The following is a 21,389-nucleotide window of genomic DNA, read 5'->3' as shown; positions in this document are numbered from 1 at the left end:
GCGTAAATTCTGCATTTTTACGTTGCAGCGTAAATTGCTCCGAGTTACGCTGCGGCGTAAAAAGGAGCCCCGTCATGGACCTCTCAGCAAGAACCGCTGAACAACTCGGTGAAGCGGTCCGGCGGGTGCGCAAGGCACGCGGCTGGACGCAAAGCGATATCAGCGCGCGCACCAATCTCCGGGTGGCGACGATCTCGTCGCTGGAAAACGGCGATGCCGGAACCAAGCTGGCCACAGTGCTGGCGGTCATGGCTGCGCTGGGGCTGGAGTTCCGGCTGGCTGAACGCGGCGGATCGGTGGATATCGAGGATATCTTCTGATGGCGGGGCAGGCGCGCGGCGGTCAGATGCAGGTGCTGCTGAACGGGCGGCTGGTCGGGATGCTGCGCCTCGCCGGCTCTGGCGCGATCAGTTTTGTCTACGATCCTGACTGGCTGGCGTGGGAGCACGCCATGCCGGTATCGCTGTCGCTGCCCTTGCGTGAAGATGCGCATCAGGGCGGGCCTGTCATCGCCTATCTTGAAAACCTTCTGCCGGACAATCAGGCAATCCGCGAGCGCGCCGCGGCGCGGGTTCGGGCCGGCGGCACCGATGCCTGGCATATGCTGGAAAAGATCGGGCGCGACTGCGTGGGCGCGCTGCAGTTTGTCCCGGGTGAGGTTCCCGGGACCGGTGCGCTGGAAGGCGAGCCCGTGACCAGTGCTGAAATTGCCCGCATGCTGCGCAATCTGGCGAGCGCGCCGCTGGGGCTGGAGGAAGAAGACAGCTTCCGCATTTCCATTGCGGGCGCGCAGGAGAAAACGGCGCTGCTGCGCTATAACAATGAATGGATCAGGCCTTCGGGCATGACCCCTACGACCCATATCCTCAAGACGCAGCTTGGCGTTCTGCCTGCCGGAATTGATCTGTCCGACAGTGTCGAGAATGAGTTCTTCTGCATGAATTTCTGCCGCGCCATGGGTATGGATGCGGCTGAAGCCGAAATCGTTGATTTTGAGGATGTGCGCAGCCTTGCGGTGACGCGATTTGACCGGCGCTGGACCAAGGACGGGCGGCTGATCCGCCTGCCTCAGGAGGACTTCTGCCAGGCGCTTTCGGTGCCGCCCAGCCGGAAGTATCAAATGGACGGCGGGCCGGGGATCACGGACAGCATCGGCTTGCTTGCGGCCAGCGATGCGCCTGAGGCCGATCAGCGTGCTTTCTTTCGCTCCCAAGTGCTGTTTTGGCTGCTGGGGGCGACTGACGGGCATGCCAAGAATTTCAGCGTCGCCCTGCGCCCCGGCGGATTCCGGATGACACCGCTTTATGATGTGCTGAGCGCGCAGAAGGCAGTCGACGATGGGCAGATCCGCCAAAACCGCATGCGCCTGGCGATGGCGGTTGATGGTCACTACAGGGTCAACGAAGTGGTTCCGCGCCACTTTTTGCAGGCGGCCAAGGCGGCAGGGTTTGGCGTGGCCCTGGCGGAGGAAGCATTGTCGGAAATTGCGGCGCAGCTTGAGCCGGCTCTGGAGAGTACGCTTGCCGGATTGCCGGCAGGTTTTCCGGAGGCGCTGGCGGAGGCGATTGCGCGCGGGGTCCGCGTTCGGGCGGCAGCCCTCCATCTGGCGTGAGGCAGAGAACAATCCGCTGAACAGTCTATCGCGCATCTTCGGCGGCAGGGAAACGCAATGCCTTTCGGTCCCTTTGGGACGGCCGGAGAGGCTTTCTGCCAGCATCTGCTCCTGCAGCGCGAACCATGCGGAAAGCGAAGGGGACGCGGCGGCGCTGATGAACGTTTTCGGCGAGGCCTTTGGCAAGGCGGGTAGTGGCCGCGCTGGGGAAACAGTGGCTGCGGGGATAGGCTGATAAGCCTTTTCGGCAGCCTCAACCTGTTGGAAAGCCCGGCAGGGCTGGCTTTGGTCCGGTTCAGGCCGGGCGTTGATGCACGTTTTTTCTCCTTAAAATCATGGTGTTTTCAGCTTTGCATCCGACTGGCTTGCCAGTTTGGGGGCGGGGATGTCCGTGCCGCTGAAGCTGGCGGGGTGTCGGCCAGGAGGACCCCGGGCAGTTCCGGCAGCCGGGGAGAAATACAATTCAGAGGTGAGTTTTTGGCCTTGCGCGCCGATGCGCCGCTTGCCGAGCCGCCGGTAAGCTGAACCTGTGCTGGCGTTTGCCAGCTTCAAATTGATGGGAGACACAACATGACTGCTTATCTGAAGATGATGCTGTCGCGCCTGCGCCGGGATGAGCGCGGGGTGACACTTGTGGAATACGGCATTGCCATCGCCCTGGCGGTGACATTGGGTACCGCCGCACTGAACGGGCTGGCAACCAATGTCGGCGATGCAATGACTGCGGCCGGCAACGAGATGCCGGATCCCTAAGAACTGCCTTGAGCCTTTTCCCGCAGGGGCTGCTTGCGGGCGGGCGTCCAAAGAATGCCGCGGCTGCAATGCGGCTGCGGCATCCTTTCATTCAAATTCCCGGGGGCTGGCACGGCCCGGCCAAGTTCAAACCGCCGCGCGGAAAGGATGCATGACATGAATATTTCATCGCTTTTGAGCATGATCTCCGGGCTGGCGCTGGCGGGCGGCTCGGCCTATGTCGCCAAGGACTATATGGACGGCCAGCATGCCGCTCGCATCACCGCGGGGCCGGAGCTGGTGGAAGTTGTGGTGGCGTCGCAGGACATTGCGTTTGGTGCGGCTATCACGGCGCAGTCGCTGACCACCATCGCCTGGCCTGCCGAGGCGCGGCCGGGGGGGACCTTTACCGCGTATGACACGCTGTTGCCGGAGACGGGCAAGCCGCCGCGCCGGGCGCGCCGCGCGATTGCCCAGGGCGAGCTGATCCGGGCCTCGCGGATTTCCAAGTTCGGCGAGAAGGTGACGATTGTGCAAACGCTGCGCCCGGACCACCGGGCGATGGCGATCAAGGTGAGCGCCGAGACCGCGGTGGGCGGATTTGTGACGCCCGGCGACCGGGTCGACATTCTGCTGACCCAGGGCCGCGGCAATGATCTGAAGACCGTGACCATCCTGCAGAACTCCCGTGTGGTGGGGGTGGACCAGGATGCCAATGAAGAATCTGAAACTCCGGGGGTGGCCCGGACCGTGACCGTTGAAGTGACCCCGGAGCAGGGCCAGCGGCTGGCGCTGGCGCAGCGGGCGGGCACGCTTAGCCTCACATTGCGGACGCTGGATGCACCGGCGGAGGAGGTGCCGCTGGAGTCGATCGGGCTGGGCGATGTGCTGCGCAATCTGCCGCCGGCCGATGCGGCCGTGCCGGTGCGCAAGACCGTTCTGATCCGGCGCGGCACCGAGGTTACGGAAACCGAGATCCGCTGAACTTCGGCACTGTCCGGAATGGGGCAAGGGGGTGGCCCCGGAGTCCCGGAACAGGCAGCGCCGGAGAGCGGAGCCAAACCCGGCCCGCTGATCCGGGCCGGGTTTGGTCGGAAATGCAGAAAGGAAGGGCCGATGCAGGCTGAGACGCAATCCATCGTGGTGATCTCCAAGGATCCGGCCATCAGCACCCTGGTGGCCAGCGTGGCGCAATTCTGCCCCGGCACCGGCGTGCACAAATGCGCGGCGGCGCTTTCGGACATCAACGGCACCGCGCTGCAGCTGGCGAGCGGCAACGACCTGGTGATTTTCCGGGTCGGGGGCAGCGCGGAACAGGATGCGGCTGCGGTGCGCGGAATCATGCAGCACACCGGGAATGCGGCCCGGATCCTGGCGCTGGCCGATGCCGCCTTGCCCTTTGCCGAACTGCGCCGCCTGACCGATGCCGGGGTGCGCGAAGTGCTGCCCGACACGGTCTCGGCGGATGAGCTGTCGGCGGCGATCCGCAAGTGCCTCAGCCAGGACGGGCTGCCTGCCGGCGCCAGCGGCAGCCGCGACGGCATGGTGATCCCGGTTGCGCAGTCCTGCGGCGGCGCAGGCGCCACGACGCTGGCGGTCAACCTGGCCGATTGCCTGACGCAGCGCCGCGGCTTCCGGCAGCAGCAGCCGGAGTTCCGGACGGCGCTGCTGGATCTGGATCTGCAGTTCGGCGCGGTGGGCAGCTTCCTGGACCTGCCGCCGAACCGCTGCCTGTATGAACTGGCCAGCAAGGGAATTGTCCCGGACCATGTCTTTGCCAAACAGTCGCTGACCGAAGCCGCTCCGGGGCTCTGGGTGCTGGCAGCCCCTGCTGAAATCGCCCCTTTGCATGCCTTGAAACCGGAGCAGCTGCAGGCGTTGATCGCTCATCTGCGGCTGCAGTTCGACTTTGTGGTGATCGATTTGCCGCGGGCGCTGGCAGAATGGCTGTCACCGGTTCTGGAGGCGTCGGAGCGGCTGCTGATGGTCACCGCCAGCTCGGTGCCAGCGATCTGCCAGGCCCGGCGGCTGCTGGATTTCTATGGCGAAGCCAGCCCGGCTTTGCAGTCTGATATTGTGATCAGCCGGGAGCGCAAGCCGCTGATCGCTCCGAGCCATCACAGGGAAGCTGCCAGGCTTCTGCAAAAGCCGTTCCGGTACTGGCTGCCCAATGACGCCTCCGCAGCGGCGGCGGCGTCGGATCACGGGGTGCCGCTGTCCGCAGCGGCAGGGCGCTCGGGGCTGGCCAAGGCGGTTCGGCGGATGGCTTTGGATCTGATCGGAACCCGGAATGCCCGCGCCGGTGCGGAGCAGCCCTCGCATGGAAAGGCGGTTTGAGATGTTCAAGAACTTTGGCAAACGGACGGACACCCCTGCCGATGCGGGCAAGATCGTGCCCTTGCGGCCGCAGGGCGGGAGTGCGGCTGATCCGGAACCCGCACCGGAAGACCTGAAACTCATTGCCTTTCTCGAGCTTAAGAGCCGGATGCATGAGGCTGTGATCGAGCGCCTGAACCTGGCCGTGATCGACAAGGTGGAGCCCGAAGAGCTGCGCCGCGAAGTGGCGGCGCTGGTCAGCGATGTGCTGTCCGAGGAGAACAATCCGCTGCGGGCGGATGAATTCCGCCGCCTGGTGGATGAGCTGATCGACGAAGTGCTGGGGCTGGGGCCCTTGGAGCCGCTGCTGGCAGATCCGGGCGTGAATGACATCCTGGTCAACGGCCACAAGACAGTATTTGTCGAGCGCAGCGGAGTGCTGGAGCAAACCGCGGTGCGGTTCCGTGATGAAAAGCACCTGCTGCGGATCATCGACAAGGTGGTGTCGCGGGTCGGGCGGCGGGTCGATGAAAGCAATCCCTGGGTCGATGCGCGGCTGGAGGACGGCAGCCGAGTCAATGCAATCATCCGGCCCTGCGCGATTGACGGGCCGTCGCTGTCGATCCGCAAATTCTCCCGCGATCCCCTGACCCTGGAGAAACTGGTGGCAGGCCAGGCGCTGAACGCCCAGGCCGCAGCCTTTTTGCAGGCGCTGGTCGAGGCGCGGATGAACATCCTGATTTCCGGCGGCACCGGTTCGGGCAAGACCACGATGCTGAATGCGATTTCCGCAGGCATCGACCAGCGGGCGCGGATCGTCACAATCGAGGACGCTGCCGAGCTGCAATTGCAGCAGGCGCATGTGGTGCGGCTGGAAACGCGGCCGCCGAACCCCTCGGGCGGTGGTGCCGTCAGCCAGCGCGACCTGGTGCGCAACGCGCTGCGGATGCGGCCCGACCGGATCATCGTGGGTGAGGTGCGCGGGGCCGAGACCTTTGACATGCTGCAGGCGATGAACACCGGCCATGACGGCTCGATGACTACGGTGCACGCCAATTCCGCCCGCGACGCGCTGGGGCGGATCGAGCAAATGGTCTCGATGATGGGGATGGAGCTGCCTTTGCCTGCCATCCGGGCGCAGATCGCCTCGGGGCTGCAGATCATCGTGCAGCTGGCACGGCTGGCGGATGGCCAGCGCCGGGTCGTCAGCATTTCCGAACTGACAGGCCTGGAGGGCGACGTGATCACCATGCAGGATATTTTCCTGTTCCGCCGCCAGGGCAAAACGGCGGATGGCCGCATTGCCGGGGAGTTCATTCCCACTGGCATCCGGCCGCAATGCGCCGCGCTGCTGGAGGCTGCGGGGGCGGTGTTCGACCAGAGCCTGTTTTTGCCGGAGGAGGCATAGATGCTGGACGCGCTCCTGAATACGGCCCGGGGGTGGGACGGGCATCTGGCCGGATATGCGATTGCCTGCGGCCTGGCTCTTGGCGTGCTGCTGATTGCATCGGGGCTGCACCAGCTTTTGAGCCGCACAAGCCTTGCTGCCGCGGCGCGCAGCCGCCGGATGCGGATGATAGCGCAAGGGCGTGCCGGGGCCGAGCGGCTGGCGCTGCTGAGGCCGCCCGCGCGGCGGACGGGCTGGCGGCGGTTGCCGCTGATCGGCGGGCTGCCGAAGGCGCTGCGCCAGGCCGGGGTGCCGCTGAGCACCGGCGTTTTTCTGGCTGGGTGCCTGGTGCTGTCGGCGGTGCTGTCGTTTGCGGTGGCCGCTTTGGCGGCACCGGGGCTTGCCGTTGCGATTGGCGCAGTCTTGGGGTTTGGCGTGCCGCTGGCCTTGCTGAAACTGCAGCAGGGGAAGCAGATGGACAAGCTGGTGCACCAGCTCCCGGATGCGCTGGAGATGATGGCGCGCGGCTTGCGGGCGGGGCATCCGCTGAACAACTCCATCGGCATTGCGGCCCAGGAAATGGCGGATCCGGCGGGCACGGAACTGGGGATTATCTTTGACCAGGTGAGCTACGGCGAGGACCTGCCCGCCGCAGCGCAGGAGTTTGCCGAGCGGAGCGGCCTGGAGGACGTGCAGTATCTGGCGGCCAGCATCAGCATTCAGCACGGCACCGGCAGTGATTTGTCCGGAATGCTGGATACGCTGGCGCGGGTGATCCGGAACCGCATCGCCCTGCGGCGGAAAGTGCATGCGCTGGCCTCGGAAGGGCGGCTCACCGCCTGGCTGCTGTCGGCGCTGCCGCTGGTGATCTTCGGCTCGGTCTCGGTGCTGACGCCTGACTACTTTTCCGGGGTGGCGGATGATCCGCTGTTCCGGCCGATGGCGGGCGGCATCATCCTGCTGACGGTGCTGAATGCGGTGGTGCTGAAGAAGCTGGTCAGCTTCCGGATCTGACGGGGAGAGACGCTATGGAACAGTTGCTTGCCGAAGCCATCAGCCGCACTGGCCTTTCGGCCGCAGCCTTGGCCGCCGCAGCGGCGGGGGCGGCGGTGCTGCTGCTTTATTTCGGGCTGGCGGGCAGCCTGATGCGGAGCTCCCCGGCCGCTGCGCGGCTGCTGTCGCTGCAGGAGGCCCGCCGCCGCCAGCGCCGCGATCTGAACATTCTGAAGGCGCCGGCAGAACAGGCGGGCGGGCTGATGAAAGCCTTTGTGCCCGCAGATCTGCGGGAACGCTCAGCGCTGGAAAACAAGCTGGCCCAGGCCGGGTTTTCGCAAGCGGGTGCGTTGCGCAAATTCACCCTGATCCGGGTGCTGCTGGGTTTGGTGCTGCCGGGCCTTTTGCTGCTGGTCATTGCCGCCGGGCGGACTCCGGGTCTGCTGCCGCCCAATCCGGTCACAGGTTTCGCTGCGGGCTGGACCAGCCTGCAGGTGTTCCAGGCCCTGAGCAGTTTGGTGGGTGCAGGGTATTTCGGCCCGGTCTACGTGCTGAATGCCCGCGCCGCTGCCCGCCGCCGCCGGATCGAAGAGGCGTTTCCCAACGCGCTGGATCTGATGCGGATATCGGTGGATTCCGGCCTGGGCTTTGACGCGGCCATGACCCGTGTCGGCAATGAGCTGGCCGGTGTCTCGCCCGATCTGGCTTTTGAGCTTCTAAGCGTGCAGCGCCAGATCCAGGCCGGGCGACAGCGCGAGGATGCATTGCTGGATATGGCGCAGCGGACCGGGGTGGAGACTGCGCGCTCCTTTGCCAATGTGGCGCTGCAGTCGATGCAGTTCGGCACCAGCATGGCCTCGGCGCTGGCCACCTATTCCGAAGACCTGCGCGCCCAGCGGGAAATGCGGGCACAGGAAATGGCCAACAAGCTGCCGGTGAAAATGTCGGCGGTGCTGGCCTCGCTGATGCTGCCCGCGCTGATCGCCATAACCATCGGCCCGGTGGTGATCCGCTATATCCGTCTGCTCGGCGGTTGATTCGTGCGCGCCTGAACAATCCGCCGGAACCAGCTGCATTGATCCCGCAGGCTGTGGGCAAAAGGAGCAGTTTTTCTGCCTGTGATTGAGTTTTTGAGCGGCAGCGGCCAATTCCATTCAAATTATTGACGCATTTGAAAAAAGCCGGCAGCATTACTGGAGCAACAAAGGAGTGTTTGGTTTTTGCGCTTGCTAAGCTGCTAAAAGCGCTAGGTTAATAAGTATACTTTGCTGTGGGGGATGCGCGTTATGGGGACCAATGCGCTTTTTGACACCCGCACCATCCAGGCCGCTGAGGCCGGAATGATTGCGCCTATTGCGCGATGGTGTGAGTGCCTTCATGGCTGCGCGCCATTCCGGGACGCTTTGCGCGCCCTGGCGGCAGCCATTAATGGGGAAGCGGCTGCAGTTTGCAGGGTTTCGACCGGCCGGGGCCGGGCTTCAGGATCAGTTTTCTTCGATGCGGCCGCGGGTGAAGGCCCGCCGCTGGACCGGTCTTTTGCCCGGTCGGTTCTGGGCGGTTACCTGGACAAGGCCAAGCCAGGGCTGATCTGGTACAAATCCATGAGCGACCAGGAAGGCGATCCGGCGTTGGACCGGTTCCATGCGGCGCGCAGGCTGGCCGAGCTGGCGGTTATCCCGCTGTCGTCCGGCAAGCGGCACACCGATTTCCTGGAGCTGCATTTTGCGTCGCGCCCGGCGGCGGTGCAGCAGGCGCTTTTGAACATCATTTCCGACACGCTGGTGCGGACATGGACCAACCGTTCGCCCGGGCTGTACACAGAGGCGTGCCTGAGCGAACGGCGGCTGCGCCGCAATGACGGGATCGAAGCGCATCTGCTGAGCATGGAGAACCCGGCGCAGCTGAGCCGGGCCGAGTACCGGGTCTGCGTGCTGTTGAGCAAGGGCCAGCCGGCCAAGCGGGTGCAGACGGATCTGGGGATTTCGAAATCCACCCTGCGCACCCATCTGCGCAACATCTATGCCAAGACGCGGACACGAAACCTGACCGAGCTGGTCTATCATCTGGTTTCAGTCGACACCTTTGCCGGGCAGTCGCCGCGGCGGGGCACAGCAGCATGAACGGGCTAGACGGGTTCGTGCCCCTGGCGGCGGCCGCTCCGCTGCTGGTTTGGGCTGCCATTGGCGACCTGCGGCACTTGCGGATACCGAATTGGCTGGTGCTGGGGCTGGCGGCGGTGTTCGTACTGGCGGCGCCGTCGCTGCCGCTGCAGGAAATCGGATTGCGGCTGCTGGCGGCGGCTCTGGTGTTCCTGCTCTGCGCGGCCTTGTTTCACTGGCAGGTGCTGGCGGGCGGAGACGTCAAGATGATGGGGGCGGCGATGCTGTTTGTGCCGTCTCCGGCGTTGATCAGTTTCGGGTGGAGCTTCAGCGCGGCGATGATCGCGGTGGTGATCGCCGCCGCTGCGCTGCGGGTGCGCCGGCCTGCCGCAGCGGAAGGTTGGGCCGTTGTGCGTGCGCCGGGCAGCATGCCGATGGGGGCCGCGATCTCATTGGCATTGATGCTTTTGCCTGCGGTTTGGCTGTATGCGGGCTGAGTGCTGTGCTCAGCCTGGCAGCGGAAACACCGCGGTGCGTTTCACAGTGCTGTAGACAAAGCTGGTGTCGATCGAGGCAATGCCGCCAATCGGGTGGATGCGGTTGCGGATGAAATCCTCGTAAGCTTCCAGGTCGGGCACCAGCACCCGCAGTTGGTAATCCATGGCGCCGGTCAGTACGTGGCATTCCAGCACTTCCTCGATCATCTGCATCCGGCGCTCGAAGTGCTGCACGTCGGTTTCATTATGCCGTTCCAGCTTGATGCGGACAAAGACGGTGATGGCAATCCCATAGGCCTTGGCGTCCACCTCGGCGCTGTAGCCGCGGATCACACCCTTGGCTTCAAGGTTGCGGACCCGGCGCAGGCAGGGGGAGGGCGACAGGTTCACCGCTTCGGCCAGCTCCTGATTGGTCATCCGGCCGTCGCGCTGCAGGGCGCGGATGATTTGCCTGTCCTTGTCGTCCATTTTCGGCCTCATTTTGGCAGATTCTGCTAATCAGCATAGAGGTTGAGGCAGAATTGGCAATCAATGGCCTGCGATTGAGGCGCAGCATGGCTGTAAAGAGATTGAGGAGACAGCTATGACCAAGACGCCCGGCTTTGCCACCCGTGCCATCCACCACGCCTATGACCCGCAGGAAAACGAGGGTGCGCTGACGCCTCCGCTGCATCTGACCTCGACCTTTGCGTTTGAAACGGCTGAGGCCGGCGGCGAGATGTTTGCGGGCGAACGGGCCGGCCATATCTACAGCCGGATTTCCAACCCGACCTGCGATCTGCTGGAGCAGCGGATTGCCACATTGGAAGGGGCGGAGGCCGGACTGGCCTTGTCCAGCGGCATGGGCGCGGTGACGGCGGTGCTGTGGACGCTGCTGTCGCCCGGCGATGAGGTAATTGTCGACAAGACGCTTTATGGCTGCACCTTTGCCTTCATGCGCCACGGGCTGTCGAAATGGGGCGTGACCATCACCCATGTGGATATGACCGATATGGAAAACCTGCGCGCGGCGGTCTCGGACAAAACCCGGGTGGTCTATTTCGAGACCCCGGCCAATCCGAACATGCGGCTGGTGGATATTGCCGGCGCTGCAGAGATTGCCCATGCGGCGGGGGCGCAGGTGGTGGTGGATAACACCTACTCCACGCCTTACCTGACCCGGCCGATTGAGCTGGGCGCGGATATCGTGCTGCATTCGGCTACCAAATACCTGGGCGGCCATGGCGATGTGGTGGCAGGGCTGGTCGCAGGCCGCGCCGAGCAAATTGCCGAGATCCGCCTGGTCGGCATGAAGGACATGACCGGTGCGGTTATGGCGCCTTTCAATGCGATGCTGATCCTGCGGGGTCTGAAGACGCTGAACCTGCGGATGGACCGTCATTGCGCCTCGGCCCGGGTGGTGGCGGATTTCCTGGCTTCGCACCCGGCGGTGCGGGAGGTGCATTTCCCCGGGCTGGAGAGCTTTGCGCAGCATGGCATCGCCGAGCGCCAGATGGACCAGCCCGGCGCGATGATTGCCTTTGAGGTCGAGAGCGGGCTGCAGGGCGGCATTGCCCTGATGAACGGTCTGCAGATGATCCAGCGGGCGGTGTCGCTGGGCGATGCAGAGACGCTGATCCAGCATCCGGCCTCGATGACCCATTCGACCTATACTCCGGAAGAGCGGGCCGAGCATGGCATCAGCGACGGCCTCATCCGCCTGTCCGTGGGCCTGGAAGAGGTGGAGGACATCTTGGCCGATCTGGAGCAGGCCCTGCCCGCGCCGATGCAGCACGCCGCCGAATAAGGAGAGAGCCATGCGCCCGGACCTGATCCATCTTAAGACCGTCGAGCAGCGGCTGCTGTGGCTGTCGCACTGGATGATCCACAACGCCAACCACATCCGCCCCAACCCGGACGGGATCAAGGTGGGCGGGCATCAGGCCTCATCCGCCTCGATGGTGTCGATCATGACGGCGCTGTATTTCTCGGCGCTGCGGCCTGAGGACCGGGTGGCGGTGAAACCCCATGCCTCGCCGGTGTTTCATGCGATGCAGTATCTGATGGGCAACCTGAGCCGGGAAAAAATGCAGAACTTCCGCGGCTTTGGCGGGGTGCAGAGCTATCCGAGCCGGACCAAGGACGTGGATGACGTGGATTTCTCCACCGGCTCAGTGGGGCTGGGTGTGGGCATCACCGCGCTGGCCTCGATGGTGCAGGATTTCATCGCTGCCAAGGACTGGGGTGCGGAGACCCGGCTGGGGCGCATGGTTGCCCTGGTTGGCGACGCCGAGCTGGACGAGGGCAACATCTACGAGGTGCTGCAAGAGGGCTGGAAGAACGGCCTGCGCAACACTTGGTGGATCATCGACTATAACCGCCAGTCGCTGGACGGGATCGTGCGTGAAGGCCTGTTCGAGCGGGTCGAGAAAGTGTTCGGCGCCTTTGGCTGGGATGTGGTGCGGGTGAAATACGGTGCGCTGCAGCAGGCTGCGTTCGAGGAACCGGGCGGGGAGGCTTTGCGCGGCTGGATCGATGCCTGCCCGAACCAGGAGTATTCGGCGCTGACCTTTATGGGCGGTGCGGTCTGGCGGCAGCGCCTGCTGGATGATCTGGGCGACCAGGGTGAGGTGACGGCGCTGATCGAACGGCGCAGCGATGCCGAGCTGGCGGAACTGATGGAGAACCTCGGCGGCAACTGCGTGGAGACCATGGCAGAGAGTTTTGCCGCCATCGACCATGACCGTCCGGTCTGCTTCCTGGCCTATACGGTCAAGGGCTGGGGCACGCCGATTGCGGGCCACAAGGACAACCATGGCGGCCTGATGACCAAGGCGCAAATGGCAGAGTGGCAGGCCCATATGGGGGTGCCGGAGGGGCAGGAGTGGGAGCCTTTTGCCACCGTCAGCGATGTATCTGCGCTGCAGGCATTCCTGGGGCAGGTGCCGTTCTTTGCGGAAGGCCCGCGGCGTTATTCCGAAGCCCCCTTGGCGGTGCCTGCGGTGGCTGTGGACACGTCCCGCGAAATCTCGACCCAGATGGCCTTTGGCAAGATCATGGACACGCTGGCCCGGGGCGAGAGCGATTTGGCGTCGCGGATCCTGACCACCTCGCCGGATGTGACCGGCACCACTGGGCTGGGGCCCTGGGTGAACCGGCGCAAGCTGTTTGCACGCGAGGCGCAGAAGGATGCGTTTATCGAGCACCGCATCCCCTCGACCGCGAAATGGAACTTTGCCCCGGATGGCCAGCATCTGGAACTGGGTATCGCCGAGATGAACCTGTTCCTGCTTCTGGGGGCGGCGGGGCTGGCGCACAGTCTGTGGGGCAAGCGGGTGATCCCGGTGGGCACCGTCTATGACCCCTTTGTCTGCCGCGGCCTCGATGCGCTGAACTATGCCTGCTACCAGGACGCGCGCTTTATGATTGCGGGCACGCCCTCGGGTGTCACGCTGGCGCCCGAAGGCGGCGCGCATCAGTCGATCGGCACGCCCCTGATCGGGATGAGCCAGGACGGGCTGGCGGCCTTTGAGCCTGCCTTTGCCGATGAGCTGGCGGTGATTATGGAATGGGCCTTTGGCTATCTGCAGCGCGATGGCGAGGGCGACCCGGATGAGCGCACCTGGCTGCGGGATGAAACCGGCGGCTCGGTCTATCTGCGCCTCTCGACCAAGCCGCTGGAGCAGCCGGGCAAGCGCGTTGATGACGCGTTCCGGCAGGGGGCCATTGATGGTTCCTACTGGCTGCGCAAGCCCGGGCCCAACTGCTCGGTTGTGATCGCCTATCAGGGTGCGGTTGCCGATGAGGCGATTGCCGCGGCCGGCATGATCGGCGAGGTGCGCCGCGATGTGGGGGTGCTGGCAGTCACCTCGGCGGATCGGCTGAACGCGGGCTGGACCGCTGCCCAGCGGGAGCGCGCCCGCGGCAACCCGGCGGCACTGTCGCATATCGAGCGGCTGCTGGGGGAGCTGCCGGCCCATTGCACGCTGGTCACCGTGATCGACGGCCACCCGGCAACACTGGCCTGGCTGGGTGCGGTGGCGGGGCACAAGACGATCCCGCATGGCGTAGAGCATTTCGGCCAGACCGGCACCATCGGCGATCTGTCGCGGCATTTCCGGATCGACCGGGAAGCGATTGTGAAATCCGTGGGCAGTCTGACCGCGGGGCGCACGGCGGCGCTGATGCCGGTGAGCCACGGCTGATGAGATTGGCCGGAGCGGGGGTTCCTCACGCTCCGGCCGTGCCACGGTCAGCCGTGGGTGCGGGTTTTCTGCGGGTCGTAGATTGGGCTGTTCACAACAGTTGCAGTAGTGTCCAGCGCCTCGCTTTTGACCTGCAGGGTAGCTCCGGCTGCGATCCCCGGGCGGATATGGGCCAGCGCCAGGGATTTGCCCAACCGGTGCGAATAGCAGGGGCTGTTGACCACCCCGATTTCCTCACCGTCCAGCAGCAGGGTCTCGCCGCCCTCAACCATGTCTGAGTGGTTGATGTCGAGGCAGACGTTGCTGATTTTTTCCCGGCCTTTCGCCGCCATCACCGCGTGTTTGCCGCGGAAATCTCCCTTGGCGCTGCTGACGGTGAAGCCGAGGCCAACCTCCCAGGGCGTATGCTCCTCAGTCATGTCGTAGCCGTAGAACAGCAGCCCCGCCTCGATCCGCACCTTGTCGAGGGCGGTGAAGGAGCAGGGCATAACGCCCGCCTCGGCCAGCTTGTCCCAGATGTCCGTGACCACGGCTGCGCTTGCAAAGATCTCATAGCCGCGCTCGCCCGAGTAGCCGGTGCGGGAAATCCGGCAGGCATGGCCAAACAGGGTGGCGGGGGTGTGTTCGAAATAGCCGAGGGCGGCCAGGTCGATATCGCAATGGGCGTTCAGGATCTCCAGTGCGGCGGGGCCTTGGACCGAAACGTCGTGCAGGTCGTCGGTGAATTCCAGCCAGACGTCGCGGCCTTGGGCGGAGGCCGCGAGCAGCGCCATAGTGCCGCCGGAGCCATGCACGATCATCCACTCATTGCCGCCGTTGTTGGAGACAATGGCGTCGTCAGCAATGCCGCCCGCTTCGGTCAGCACACAGAGGTAGGCAGCCTTGCCCGGCGGCACCTTGGACAGGTCGCGGGTGGTCAGGTGGTCGAGCACGGCCTGTGCATCCTTGCCGCGGACAAAAACCTTTTTCAGCGGCGACATGTCGAACATGCCGGCATGTTCGCGCACCGCGTCGTGCTCGTCATTCGGGTTGGTGTTGTAGCTCCAGGCGGTGCCCATGCCGTTCCAGTCCTCCAGCCCCGATCCCAGGGCGGTGTGGCGGGAGGCAAGCGCCGAGGTGCGGCTCAGTTCTTCGGTCATCTTCAGTTGTCCTTTCTTAATACCATTCGTCGGGCTTGGCGGCTTTGCGCGCCGCCACGAATTCCTTCAGGGCTGTGCGGGTGTGTTCCGGCATTGCCGGCGGCTGATACTCCGCCAGCATCTGCCGCCAGAGGGCGGCGGCGCGCTGGTCTGCGGTCTGGCGGCCGTTTTCGTCCCAGGTTTCATAGGGGGCGCCTTCGGGCACCTGGGGTTCGAAATTAGCGGTGGTGTAGTGGCGCAGGGTGTGGCCGGTGGAGAGGAAGTTTTCGCCCGGCCCTGCCTCGGCGTAAGCATCGCGGCCAAAGGCCTCGTCATCGGTGCCGAACCCCTGCAGCATCTTCAGCATGGCGCCGCAGTGGTCGAGGTCCATCACGAATTTCTCGTAAGACATCACCAGCCCGCCTTCGAGCCAGCCCGCTGCGTGCCAGACCTGATGGCCGCCGGACAGAAGCGTCGCCCACATCGCGCCGGTGCTGTCCTGCATCGCCTGGCCGTCGGCAGCGTTGGAGGCGGTGACCTGGCCGCCGCCCGAGCGCACAGGCACCCCCAGCCTGCGGCCCAGCTGGCTGAGCGCCATGGTGGTGAGGTTGGCTTCCGGAGAGCCGAAGGTCAGCGCGCCGGTGCGCAGGTTCATCGAGGAGTGGAAGCTGCCGAAGACCACCGGGCAGCCGGGGCGCACCAGCTGCGTCAGGGCAATGCCCGCCATCGCCTCGGCCAGGGTCTGGGCTGCGGTGGCAGCGGGGGAGAGCGGCCCCATGGCGCCGGCAAAGATGGCGGGCGAGATGCAGACGCATTGGTTGGCCTCTGCATAGATGCGCAAGGAAGCCGACATCACCTCGTCATAGATCAGTGGCGAATTGACGTTGATATTGGCCTGCATCACCGGGTTTTGGTCCAGGAATTCCACGCCAAACGCCAGCCGGGCCATTTCGACACTGTCCTTGGCGGCCTGCGCCGAGGTGACGCCGCCCATGAAGGGTTTGTCCGACAGGGTCAGATGCGCCAGCATCATGTCCAGATGCCGCTTGTTCACCGGAATATCCGTCGGCTCGACCACGGTGCCGCCGGAGTGATGCAGGGCGGGCGACATATGGGCAAGCTTCACAAAATTTCCGAAGTCTTCCAGCGTGGCATAGCGGCGGCCCTGATCCAGGTCGCTGACAAAGGGCGAGCCGTAGCCGGGCATCAGCACCAGATTGTCTCCGCCCAGCGTGACCGTGCGGGCGGGATCGCGGCCGTGCAGCCGGAATTCGGCGGGGGCGGTTTGGCAAAGCTGCCGGACATGGCCCGGCGCAAAGCGGACGCGGACGCCGTCGACACGGGCCCCGGCTTCGGCAAAGAGCGCCAGCGCCGTGCCGTCGCCGCGGAATTCGATGCCGATGTGTTCCAGGATCCAGTCCGCCTGGGCTTCGATGCGCAGAAGTGCGGTCTCGTCCAGCAGGCTGTACGCAGGGATCTTGCGGCGCTGATACACCGGTATTGCCTGCGGCGCATTGTGCCGGGTCAGCCGCCCTCTGCGCGATTTACCGCGCTGGGTGATATGGATTTGGGTGTTCACATTTCCCAACGGAGCGCCTCCCTGACAATGTTGCAGGGTCCATATTTTATGAAAGCGTCAGTTCAACAATCGATTTTATTTGCTCTGTGCGTTCAGGAAATTTATACGCTCAAGCCATGCCCGTAGAATTCCGCCACCATGACAGCCTGCGCCTGTTTGCCGAGATCGCCCGCTACCGGAGTTTTTCCGATGCGGCGGAGGCGCTGAACATGACCAAAGGCGCGGTCAGCTATCAGGTCAAAACGCTGGAGATGGATCTGGGATTTGCCCTGTTTCAGCGCAGCGCCCGCGGGGTGGAGCTGACGCCGGGCGGGCTCAAGCTGCTGGCCGCCTGCCAAAGCCACTATGAAGAGATCGAGGCCGAAATCCTGGCCCTCAAGGGCGTGTCGACCAGAACCTTGACGGTGGGGGTTTCCACCTATTTTGCCGCCCGCTGGCTGTCGCCGCGGCTGATGGCTTTCATGCAGGAACACCCGGATATCCAGCTGCGGCTGCAGCCGATGATCCGCTTGTTCGATCTGGAAGCGCAGGGTGTGGATATCGCGATCCGCTGGGGCAGCGGGCAGTGGGAGGATGGAGAGATCACGCCGTTTATGCCATGCCCGGCCTATCCCGTGGGCAACGCAGCGGCACTGCAGCGGGTGGAGCAGCAGGGCTGGGCGCACGCGATTTCCGGCTTTACCCTGCTGCGGGATCATGACGACAGCAATGCCTGGACCGACTGGCTGAACACTGCGGGCCTGCCGCATCAGACCCGGCGGGACACGCTGATCATCCCGGATCCGAATGTGCGGGTTCAGGCCGTGATCGATGGGCAGGGCATTGCTCTCATGGACGCTCTGGCGGGGCAGGAAGCGGCCGAGGGCAAGCTGTTTCGCCTGTCTCCGCGCGCGCTGGAGGATTACGGCTATTTCCTGGTCCGTCCGCAGCGGGGCGGTGCCAGGAAAAGCGTGCAGGCCTTTGCCGATTGGCTGCAGGGCCAGTAGCGGGCGCGTGCGGGGACCATTGGAGGCGGCCCTTTGCGGCGGCCTGGGGCATCTCAGGCGCTGCGGGCTTGCGGCAGCAGGAAGGGCATTCCGGGAGGCGGCGGCGTGTTCACCGGTACCGGGCAGCCATAAACCTGGGCAAGGGTTTCGCTGGTCAGAACCTCCGCGGGGGAGCCGTCGCAGGCCACCCGGCCGTTGTGGATCAGGGTGATGCGGTCGGCAAACATCGCCGTCAGGTTCAGATCGTGCATCACCGCCACCACGCCGCCGCCGCGCGCGGCATAATTGCGGGCCAGGTCCATCACGGTGAACTGCTGGCCGATGTCGAGGCTTGCCACCGGCTCATCCAGGATCAGCCAGCGCGGGGTGCCATCCGCAACGGGCTCCCAGACCTGTGCCAGCACCCGGGCCAGCTGCACCCGCTGCTGCTCGCCGCCGGAGAGATCCTGATAGAACCGGCCGGCGTAGCCAGCCAGATCCACTTGTTCGAGCGCCTGCAGCGGCAGGCTGGTCTCTGCGGCAGCGAGACCGGCTGAGAGGCCAAGGCGGACGATTTCCAGCACGGTGAACGGAAAGGCGATGGCGGCGGCTTGCGGCTGAACGGCGCGGATGGCCGCGAGCTGCCATGGCTTCATTACGCTTGTGTCCTGGCCATTCAGCAGCACCCGGCCGGTAAAGGGCACCTCGCCGGTCATCGCCCGCAGCAGCGTGGTCTTGCCGGAGCCATTGGGGCCTGCGATGGCGGTGACCTGGCCGGGCCTGGCCTCGAAATCCACGCCCTTCAGGATGGTGCGGCGGCCGAGGGTTACAGTGATATCAAAAACTTGCATGATGTGTTCTCAAATCCCCATGTGGCCGAAGCGGCGCAGCAGGATCCACAGGAAGAAAGGTGCCCCTAGCACTGCGGTGATGATGCCGATGGGCAGTTCGGCCGGCGCCACGATTACCCGGGAAATCATGTCGGCGCCGATCAGCAGCGCCGCGCCCAGCAGGGCTGCGTTGGGCAGCAGGCTGTGGTGGTCCGGGCCGGTGGCCAGGCGCAAAAGATGCGGCACCACGATACCGACAAAGCCAATGCCGCCGGAGACCGCAACGGCGGCGCCGGTGGCGGCAGCAACCGTCAGGATGGAGATGTTCTTGACCCGCTGCACCGGAATGCCGGTGTGGCCGGCCGCAGCCTCTCCTAGCGCCAGGCCGTTCAGGCCGCGGGCCAGGAAGGGGGCGGTGAGCAGCGCGGCGCAGATCACCGGCGCAGCTGCCAGCACCTTGGTCCAAGTGGCGCCGGCCAGCGAGCCCATGCCCCAGAAGGTCAGATCGCGCAGCTGTGCGTCATCGGCCATATAGGTGATCATGCCGGTGGCAGCACCCGCCAGCGCACCGATCGCGATGCCTGCCAGCAGCATGGTGGCCACCGAAGTCCGGCCGCCGCGGGTGGAAATCCGGTAGAGGACCAGGATTGCGATCCAGCTGCCCAGGAAGGCGGCGATAGACACCAGATAGCTGCCGGCAGCCTGCTGGACAGGGCCGGGCAGCGCGCTGCCCAGCACGATCGCCGCCACCGCCGCTAGCCCGGCACCGGAGCTGACGCCGACAATCCCCGGGTCGGCCAGCGGATTGCGGAACAGGCCTTGCAGCACTGCGCCGGAGACCGCCAGCGCTGCGCCCACAAGCAGCCCCATGAACAGGCGCGGCAGCCGGATATCAAAGAGGATGATCCGGTCCAGACGGCTCAGCTCGCGGCCTGATGCCAGATCGGTCAGCGCCCCCCAGAGCGAAGCGCCCGAGGCGCCCCAGGCCAGGGAAAAGACCGACATCACCGCCAGCAGAACCGCCAGCAGGCCTGTCAGCCGCCGGGCCTGCACCCGGCGGTCCGTCACGCCCCCTGCGGCGGGCGCGTCAATGGCCAGCGTCATTTTGGCTGCCTCCGCCGTAGATTTCCTGGCTTAGCTGCGCAATGGCTGAAGCGGTGCGCGGGCCGAAACCGATCAGATGCAGCCCGTTCATCCGCACGATGGCGCCGTTCTGCGCCGCCGGGGTCGGCTGGATTGCCGGAATGGCCAGCAGGTCTTCGGTGGTGATGCCATGGTCGCCGCTGCGGGTCATCATCAGGATGACGTCGGGGGCGGCCTCAGTGATGGCCTCGTCGGTCATCGGCTTGTAGCCCTCGAAGCCGGCCGCTGCGTTGACGCCGCCGGCCAGGCCGATGATGGCGTCCGCGGCCGAGTTGCTGCCGCCTGCCATCACTCTGCCGCCGCGGGTGGAGAGCACAAACAGAACCTTCTTGGGCGTGCCGTTTGCTGTCTGTGCTGCCCTGGCCTGGGCGGCGTTGACCTGGGTGATCACGTCCTGTGCCAGGGCTTCAGCCGCCTTGTCCTGCCCCAGAGCCGCGCCGACGATGCGGATCTTGTCGGCAATCCCCTCTGCTGTGTAGGTTTCGGGTACGCTGACCAGCGCGACCCGGGCTTCCTGCAGCACATCCAGGGTTTCCGGCGGCCCGGCGCCTTCGGTGGCCAGGATCAGGTCCGGCGCCACCGACAGAACCCCTTCCGGCGCCAGCGCGCGCTGGTAGCCGATGTCCGGCAGTTTGGTTGCGGCTTCGGGATAGGTGGAAGTGGTGTCGCGGGCGATCAGCCGGTCCTGCTGGCCGAGGGCATAGACAATCTCGGTCACCGCGCCGCCGACCGATACGACGCGGCTGGGCGTCCCGGCCAACGCCATGTGCCCTGCAAAGACCGTGGCGATCAGCAGGTTCAGGCTCAGATACAGGCGGGAAAGCAAGGACATCACGCGGTCTCCTTCGCGGGCAGCGCGGCCAGGTTTTCAACGATGGTATTCCATTCGGGGCGGTGATCCTTGGCTTCGGTACGGCGGCCGAAGACCTGGAAGATGATGCCGCCATCGGCGTCAAACGCCTCAACCGATATGGCGTCGCCGCGCTGGGTGGGTTTGGTGACTGCCCAGACCTCGGCTATATGATCGAGCCGCAGGTGCAGATCGAAGCCGGGGTCGAGGATGTTTTGCCAGGGCCCCATCTCGCGCAGGGTTTTCACGGGGCCGCCGTGGATCTCGATGCAGCCCATGTTGCCCACGAAGATCATCACCTCGACGCCCTGATCGCGCACTGCAAACAGCATCTCATTGACTGCGGCGGGGGCCAGTTCTCGCGCCAGCGGCGCGCCGGCGATGCGGTAGGCGCCCAGCCGGTTCATCTTCAGCTTGGAGGTCAGCCGCAGGAACTGGTGGGTGTCGGTCATCCTGGCCCATTCGCGGCGCAGGGCCTCGGCCTTGTCCGGATTGGCCTTGGGCGGCTCGGCGGGTTTGCGCGGTTCCACCTTCAGGTCCTGGCTCTGCTCCGGCAGCGCCAGTTCTGCGACCAGCTGCTCCCAGGCCTGCAGGTCCGAGGCTTCGCGCAGATGCACCTTGTGGACCGCATCACCCGCCGCGTCAAAGATCTGGATCGAGCGTTTGGTGCCCTTGTCTGTCTGCCGCTCCACCGCAAAGGCAGAGACGAAATGCTTGGGGAACAGCCGCAGGTCGATGGCCTCGTTCAGGATCATCGAGGCGTGCTGGCCGGAGTGGTAATTCTCGTAGACCCCAACCTTCTCGATCACGCACGACTGGTTGCGGGTCAGCGCCATCACTTCGCCCAAAGACGCAAGCCGCGGCATGATGCGGTCCGGATGGGCAGAGATGCGGGTCACGCCCTCGCCTGCGTAGGCCGCCACCAGTTGGCCTTCAGAGATGCCGAACTTGTCGGCAAAGTCGCGGTCGCGCAGGTTTGAGTGTTCAGCACGGGCTGCGCGGATCGCGGCCGGCGCCATCGGATAATCTGTCATGTCAGCCCTTTCAGGTGCGATGTCGGGGAAAGGGCTGGCAGCGGCAGAAA

General features: G+C 65.1%; 20 protein-coding genes. 13 read left to right on the top strand and 7 right to left on the bottom strand.

Going from position 1 to position 21,389, the window contains the following annotated elements:
• Nucleotides 1–74 precede the first annotated feature (74 nt).
• The 10 genes from RA19_RS17930 to RA19_RS25905 all read left to right on the top strand — a co-directional run bounded on the left by RA19_RS17930 (nt 75) and on the right by RA19_RS25905 (nt 9,636).
• Nucleotides 75–320, top strand: coding sequence for a helix-turn-helix domain-containing protein (locus tag RA19_RS17930; protein WP_039165180.1), 246 nt, complete (start codon nt 75–77; stop codon nt 318–320).
• Nucleotides 320–1,612, top strand: coding sequence for a type II toxin-antitoxin system HipA family toxin (locus RA19_RS17925; protein ID WP_039165179.1), 1,293 nt, complete (start codon nt 320–322; stop codon nt 1,610–1,612). Before RA19_RS17930 ends, RA19_RS17925 begins: the two co-directional genes overlap by 1 nt.
• Before the next feature lie 570 nt (nt 1,613–2,182).
• Nucleotides 2,183–2,365 carry a Flp family type IVb pilin gene (locus tag RA19_RS17920; protein ID WP_039165178.1) on the top strand — a complete coding sequence of 61 codons (183 nt, stop codon included), beginning with the start codon at nt 2,183–2,185 and terminating at the stop codon, nt 2,363–2,365.
• Nucleotides 2,366–2,521: 156 nt separating this feature from the next.
• Entirely contained in the window at nt 2,522–3,328 is an 807-nt protein-coding gene (gene cpaB, locus RA19_RS17915; RefSeq protein WP_039165416.1) for a Flp pilus assembly protein CpaB, read from the top strand.
• A 132-nt stretch (nt 3,329–3,460) separates the two neighbouring features.
• Nucleotides 3,461–4,681 (top strand): AAA family ATPase, encoded by a 1,221-nt coding sequence (locus RA19_RS17910; RefSeq protein ID WP_039165177.1) that lies wholly within the window; start codon nt 3,461–3,463, stop codon nt 4,679–4,681.
• A gap of 1 nt (nt 4,682) precedes the next feature.
• Nucleotides 4,683–6,068: a CpaF family protein gene (locus tag RA19_RS17905; protein ID WP_241479097.1), complete on the top strand. Its 1,386-nt coding sequence runs from the start codon at nt 4,683–4,685 to the stop codon at nt 6,066–6,068.
• Complete coding sequence (locus RA19_RS17900) at nt 6,069–7,061, top strand: type II secretion system F family protein (protein ID WP_039165174.1); 993 nt, start codon at nt 6,069–6,071, stop codon at nt 7,059–7,061.
• A 14-nt stretch (nt 7,062–7,075) separates the two neighbouring features.
• Nucleotides 7,076–8,077: a type II secretion system F family protein gene (locus tag RA19_RS17895; protein ID WP_039165172.1), complete on the top strand. Its 1,002-nt coding sequence runs from the start codon at nt 7,076–7,078 to the stop codon at nt 8,075–8,077.
• A gap of 249 nt (nt 8,078–8,326) precedes the next feature.
• Entirely contained in the window at nt 8,327–9,160 is an 834-nt protein-coding gene (locus RA19_RS17890; protein WP_052261893.1) for a helix-turn-helix transcriptional regulator, read from the top strand.
• Nucleotides 9,157–9,636: a prepilin peptidase gene (locus RA19_RS25905; protein ID WP_052261892.1), complete on the top strand. Its 480-nt coding sequence runs from the start codon at nt 9,157–9,159 to the stop codon at nt 9,634–9,636. Before RA19_RS17890 ends, RA19_RS25905 begins: the two co-directional genes overlap by 4 nt.
• Before the next feature lie 9 nt (nt 9,637–9,645).
• Here RA19_RS25905 and RA19_RS17880 read toward each other — a convergent pair whose 3' ends face one another.
• Nucleotides 9,646–10,104, bottom strand: a complete 459-nt coding sequence (locus RA19_RS17880; protein ID WP_039165171.1) for an Lrp/AsnC family transcriptional regulator — start codon at nt 10,102–10,104, stop codon at nt 9,646–9,648.
• Between the two features lie 115 nt (nt 10,105–10,219).
• On the opposite strand from RA19_RS17880, the gene RA19_RS17875 reads away from it, so the two are divergent.
• Nucleotides 10,220–11,422, top strand: coding sequence for a methionine gamma-lyase (locus tag RA19_RS17875; protein ID WP_039165170.1), 1,203 nt, complete (start codon nt 10,220–10,222; stop codon nt 11,420–11,422).
• 10 nt (nt 11,423–11,432) lie between these two features.
• Nucleotides 11,433–13,820, top strand: coding sequence for a transketolase (locus RA19_RS17870; RefSeq protein ID WP_039165168.1), 2,388 nt, complete (start codon nt 11,433–11,435; stop codon nt 13,818–13,820).
• A 47-nt stretch (nt 13,821–13,867) separates the two neighbouring features.
• Here the strand turns inward: RA19_RS17870 and RA19_RS17865 are convergent, their stop codons facing one another.
• Nucleotides 13,868–14,959 (bottom strand): aminomethyltransferase family protein, encoded by a 1,092-nt coding sequence (locus RA19_RS17865; RefSeq protein WP_039165166.1) that lies wholly within the window; start codon nt 14,957–14,959, stop codon nt 13,868–13,870.
• 16 nt (nt 14,960–14,975) lie between these two features.
• Nucleotides 14,976–16,517 carry a trimethylamine methyltransferase family protein gene (locus RA19_RS17860; RefSeq protein ID WP_082020617.1) on the bottom strand — a complete coding sequence of 514 codons (1,542 nt, stop codon included), beginning with the start codon at nt 16,515–16,517 and terminating at the stop codon, nt 14,976–14,978.
• Between the two features lie 116 nt (nt 16,518–16,633).
• Between RA19_RS17860 and RA19_RS17855 the strand changes: the two genes are divergently transcribed.
• Complete coding sequence (locus RA19_RS17855) at nt 16,634–17,503, top strand: LysR substrate-binding domain-containing protein (protein WP_039165164.1); 870 nt, start codon at nt 16,634–16,636, stop codon at nt 17,501–17,503.
• Nucleotides 17,504–17,556: 53 nt separating this feature from the next.
• Here the strand turns inward: RA19_RS17855 and RA19_RS17850 are convergent, their stop codons facing one another.
• From RA19_RS17850 to RA19_RS17835, 4 genes are read right to left on the bottom strand one after another with little or no spacing between them, the layout of a single operon-like run.
• Nucleotides 17,557–18,333, bottom strand: a complete 777-nt coding sequence (locus tag RA19_RS17850; RefSeq protein WP_193748295.1) for a heme ABC transporter ATP-binding protein — start codon at nt 18,331–18,333, stop codon at nt 17,557–17,559.
• A 9-nt stretch (nt 18,334–18,342) separates the two neighbouring features.
• Nucleotides 18,343–19,416, bottom strand: coding sequence for a FecCD family ABC transporter permease (locus RA19_RS17845; protein ID WP_052261891.1), 1,074 nt, complete (start codon nt 19,414–19,416; stop codon nt 18,343–18,345).
• Nucleotides 19,400–20,287 (bottom strand): heme/hemin ABC transporter substrate-binding protein, encoded by an 888-nt coding sequence (locus tag RA19_RS17840; protein WP_039165162.1) that lies wholly within the window; start codon nt 20,285–20,287, stop codon nt 19,400–19,402. Before RA19_RS17840 ends, RA19_RS17845 begins: the two co-directional genes overlap by 17 nt.
• Entirely contained in the window at nt 20,287–21,339 is a 1,053-nt protein-coding gene (locus RA19_RS17835; RefSeq protein ID WP_039165159.1) for a hemin-degrading factor, read from the bottom strand. The genes RA19_RS17840 and RA19_RS17835 overlap by 1 nt, the downstream gene beginning before the upstream one ends.
• Nucleotides 21,340–21,389 lie beyond the last annotated feature (50 nt).

It is taken from the genome of Leisingera sp. ANG-M1 (assembly GCF_000813745.1).
In the GTDB taxonomy this organism is placed as follows: domain Bacteria; phylum Pseudomonadota; class Alphaproteobacteria; order Rhodobacterales; family Rhodobacteraceae; genus Leisingera.
Note: the sequence above shows the minus strand (reverse complement) of the source record. Positions and strands in the feature narration are given on the sequence as shown.

Coding starts and splice junctions, on each gene's coding strand:
- RA19_RS17930 (WP_039165180.1), top strand. CDS start 75: ATGGACCTCTCAGCAAGAACCGCTGAACAACTCGGTGAAGCGGTCCGG.
- RA19_RS17925 (WP_039165179.1), top strand. CDS start 320: ATGGCGGGGCAGGCGCGCGGCGGTCAGATGCAGGTGCTGCTGAACGGG.
- RA19_RS17920 (WP_039165178.1), top strand. CDS start 2,183: ATGACTGCTTATCTGAAGATGATGCTGTCGCGCCTGCGCCGGGATGAG.
- cpaB (WP_039165416.1), top strand. CDS start 2,522: ATGAATATTTCATCGCTTTTGAGCATGATCTCCGGGCTGGCGCTGGCG.
- RA19_RS17910 (WP_039165177.1), top strand. CDS start 3,461: ATGCAGGCTGAGACGCAATCCATCGTGGTGATCTCCAAGGATCCGGCC.
- RA19_RS17905 (WP_241479097.1), top strand. CDS start 4,683: ATGTTCAAGAACTTTGGCAAACGGACGGACACCCCTGCCGATGCGGGC.
- RA19_RS17900 (WP_039165174.1), top strand. CDS start 6,069: ATGCTGGACGCGCTCCTGAATACGGCCCGGGGGTGGGACGGGCATCTG.
- RA19_RS17895 (WP_039165172.1), top strand. CDS start 7,076: ATGGAACAGTTGCTTGCCGAAGCCATCAGCCGCACTGGCCTTTCGGCC.
- RA19_RS17890 (WP_052261893.1), top strand. CDS start 8,327: ATGGGGACCAATGCGCTTTTTGACACCCGCACCATCCAGGCCGCTGAG.
- RA19_RS25905 (WP_052261892.1), top strand. CDS start 9,157: ATGAACGGGCTAGACGGGTTCGTGCCCCTGGCGGCGGCCGCTCCGCTG.
- RA19_RS17880 (WP_039165171.1), bottom strand. CDS start 10,104: ATGGACGACAAGGACAGGCAAATCATCCGCGCCCTGCAGCGCGACGGC.
- RA19_RS17875 (WP_039165170.1), top strand. CDS start 10,220: ATGACCAAGACGCCCGGCTTTGCCACCCGTGCCATCCACCACGCCTAT.
- RA19_RS17870 (WP_039165168.1), top strand. CDS start 11,433: ATGCGCCCGGACCTGATCCATCTTAAGACCGTCGAGCAGCGGCTGCTG.
- RA19_RS17865 (WP_039165166.1), bottom strand. CDS start 14,959: ATGACCGAAGAACTGAGCCGCACCTCGGCGCTTGCCTCCCGCCACACC.
- RA19_RS17855 (WP_039165164.1), top strand. CDS start 16,634: ATGCCCGTAGAATTCCGCCACCATGACAGCCTGCGCCTGTTTGCCGAG.
- RA19_RS17850 (WP_193748295.1), bottom strand. CDS start 18,333: ATGCAAGTTTTTGATATCACTGTAACCCTCGGCCGCCGCACCATCCTG.
- RA19_RS17845 (WP_052261891.1), bottom strand. CDS start 19,416: ATGACGCTGGCCATTGACGCGCCCGCCGCAGGGGGCGTGACGGACCGC.
- RA19_RS17840 (WP_039165162.1), bottom strand. CDS start 20,287: ATGTCCTTGCTTTCCCGCCTGTATCTGAGCCTGAACCTGCTGATCGCC.
- RA19_RS17835 (WP_039165159.1), bottom strand. CDS start 21,339: ATGACAGATTATCCGATGGCGCCGGCCGCGATCCGCGCAGCCCGTGCT.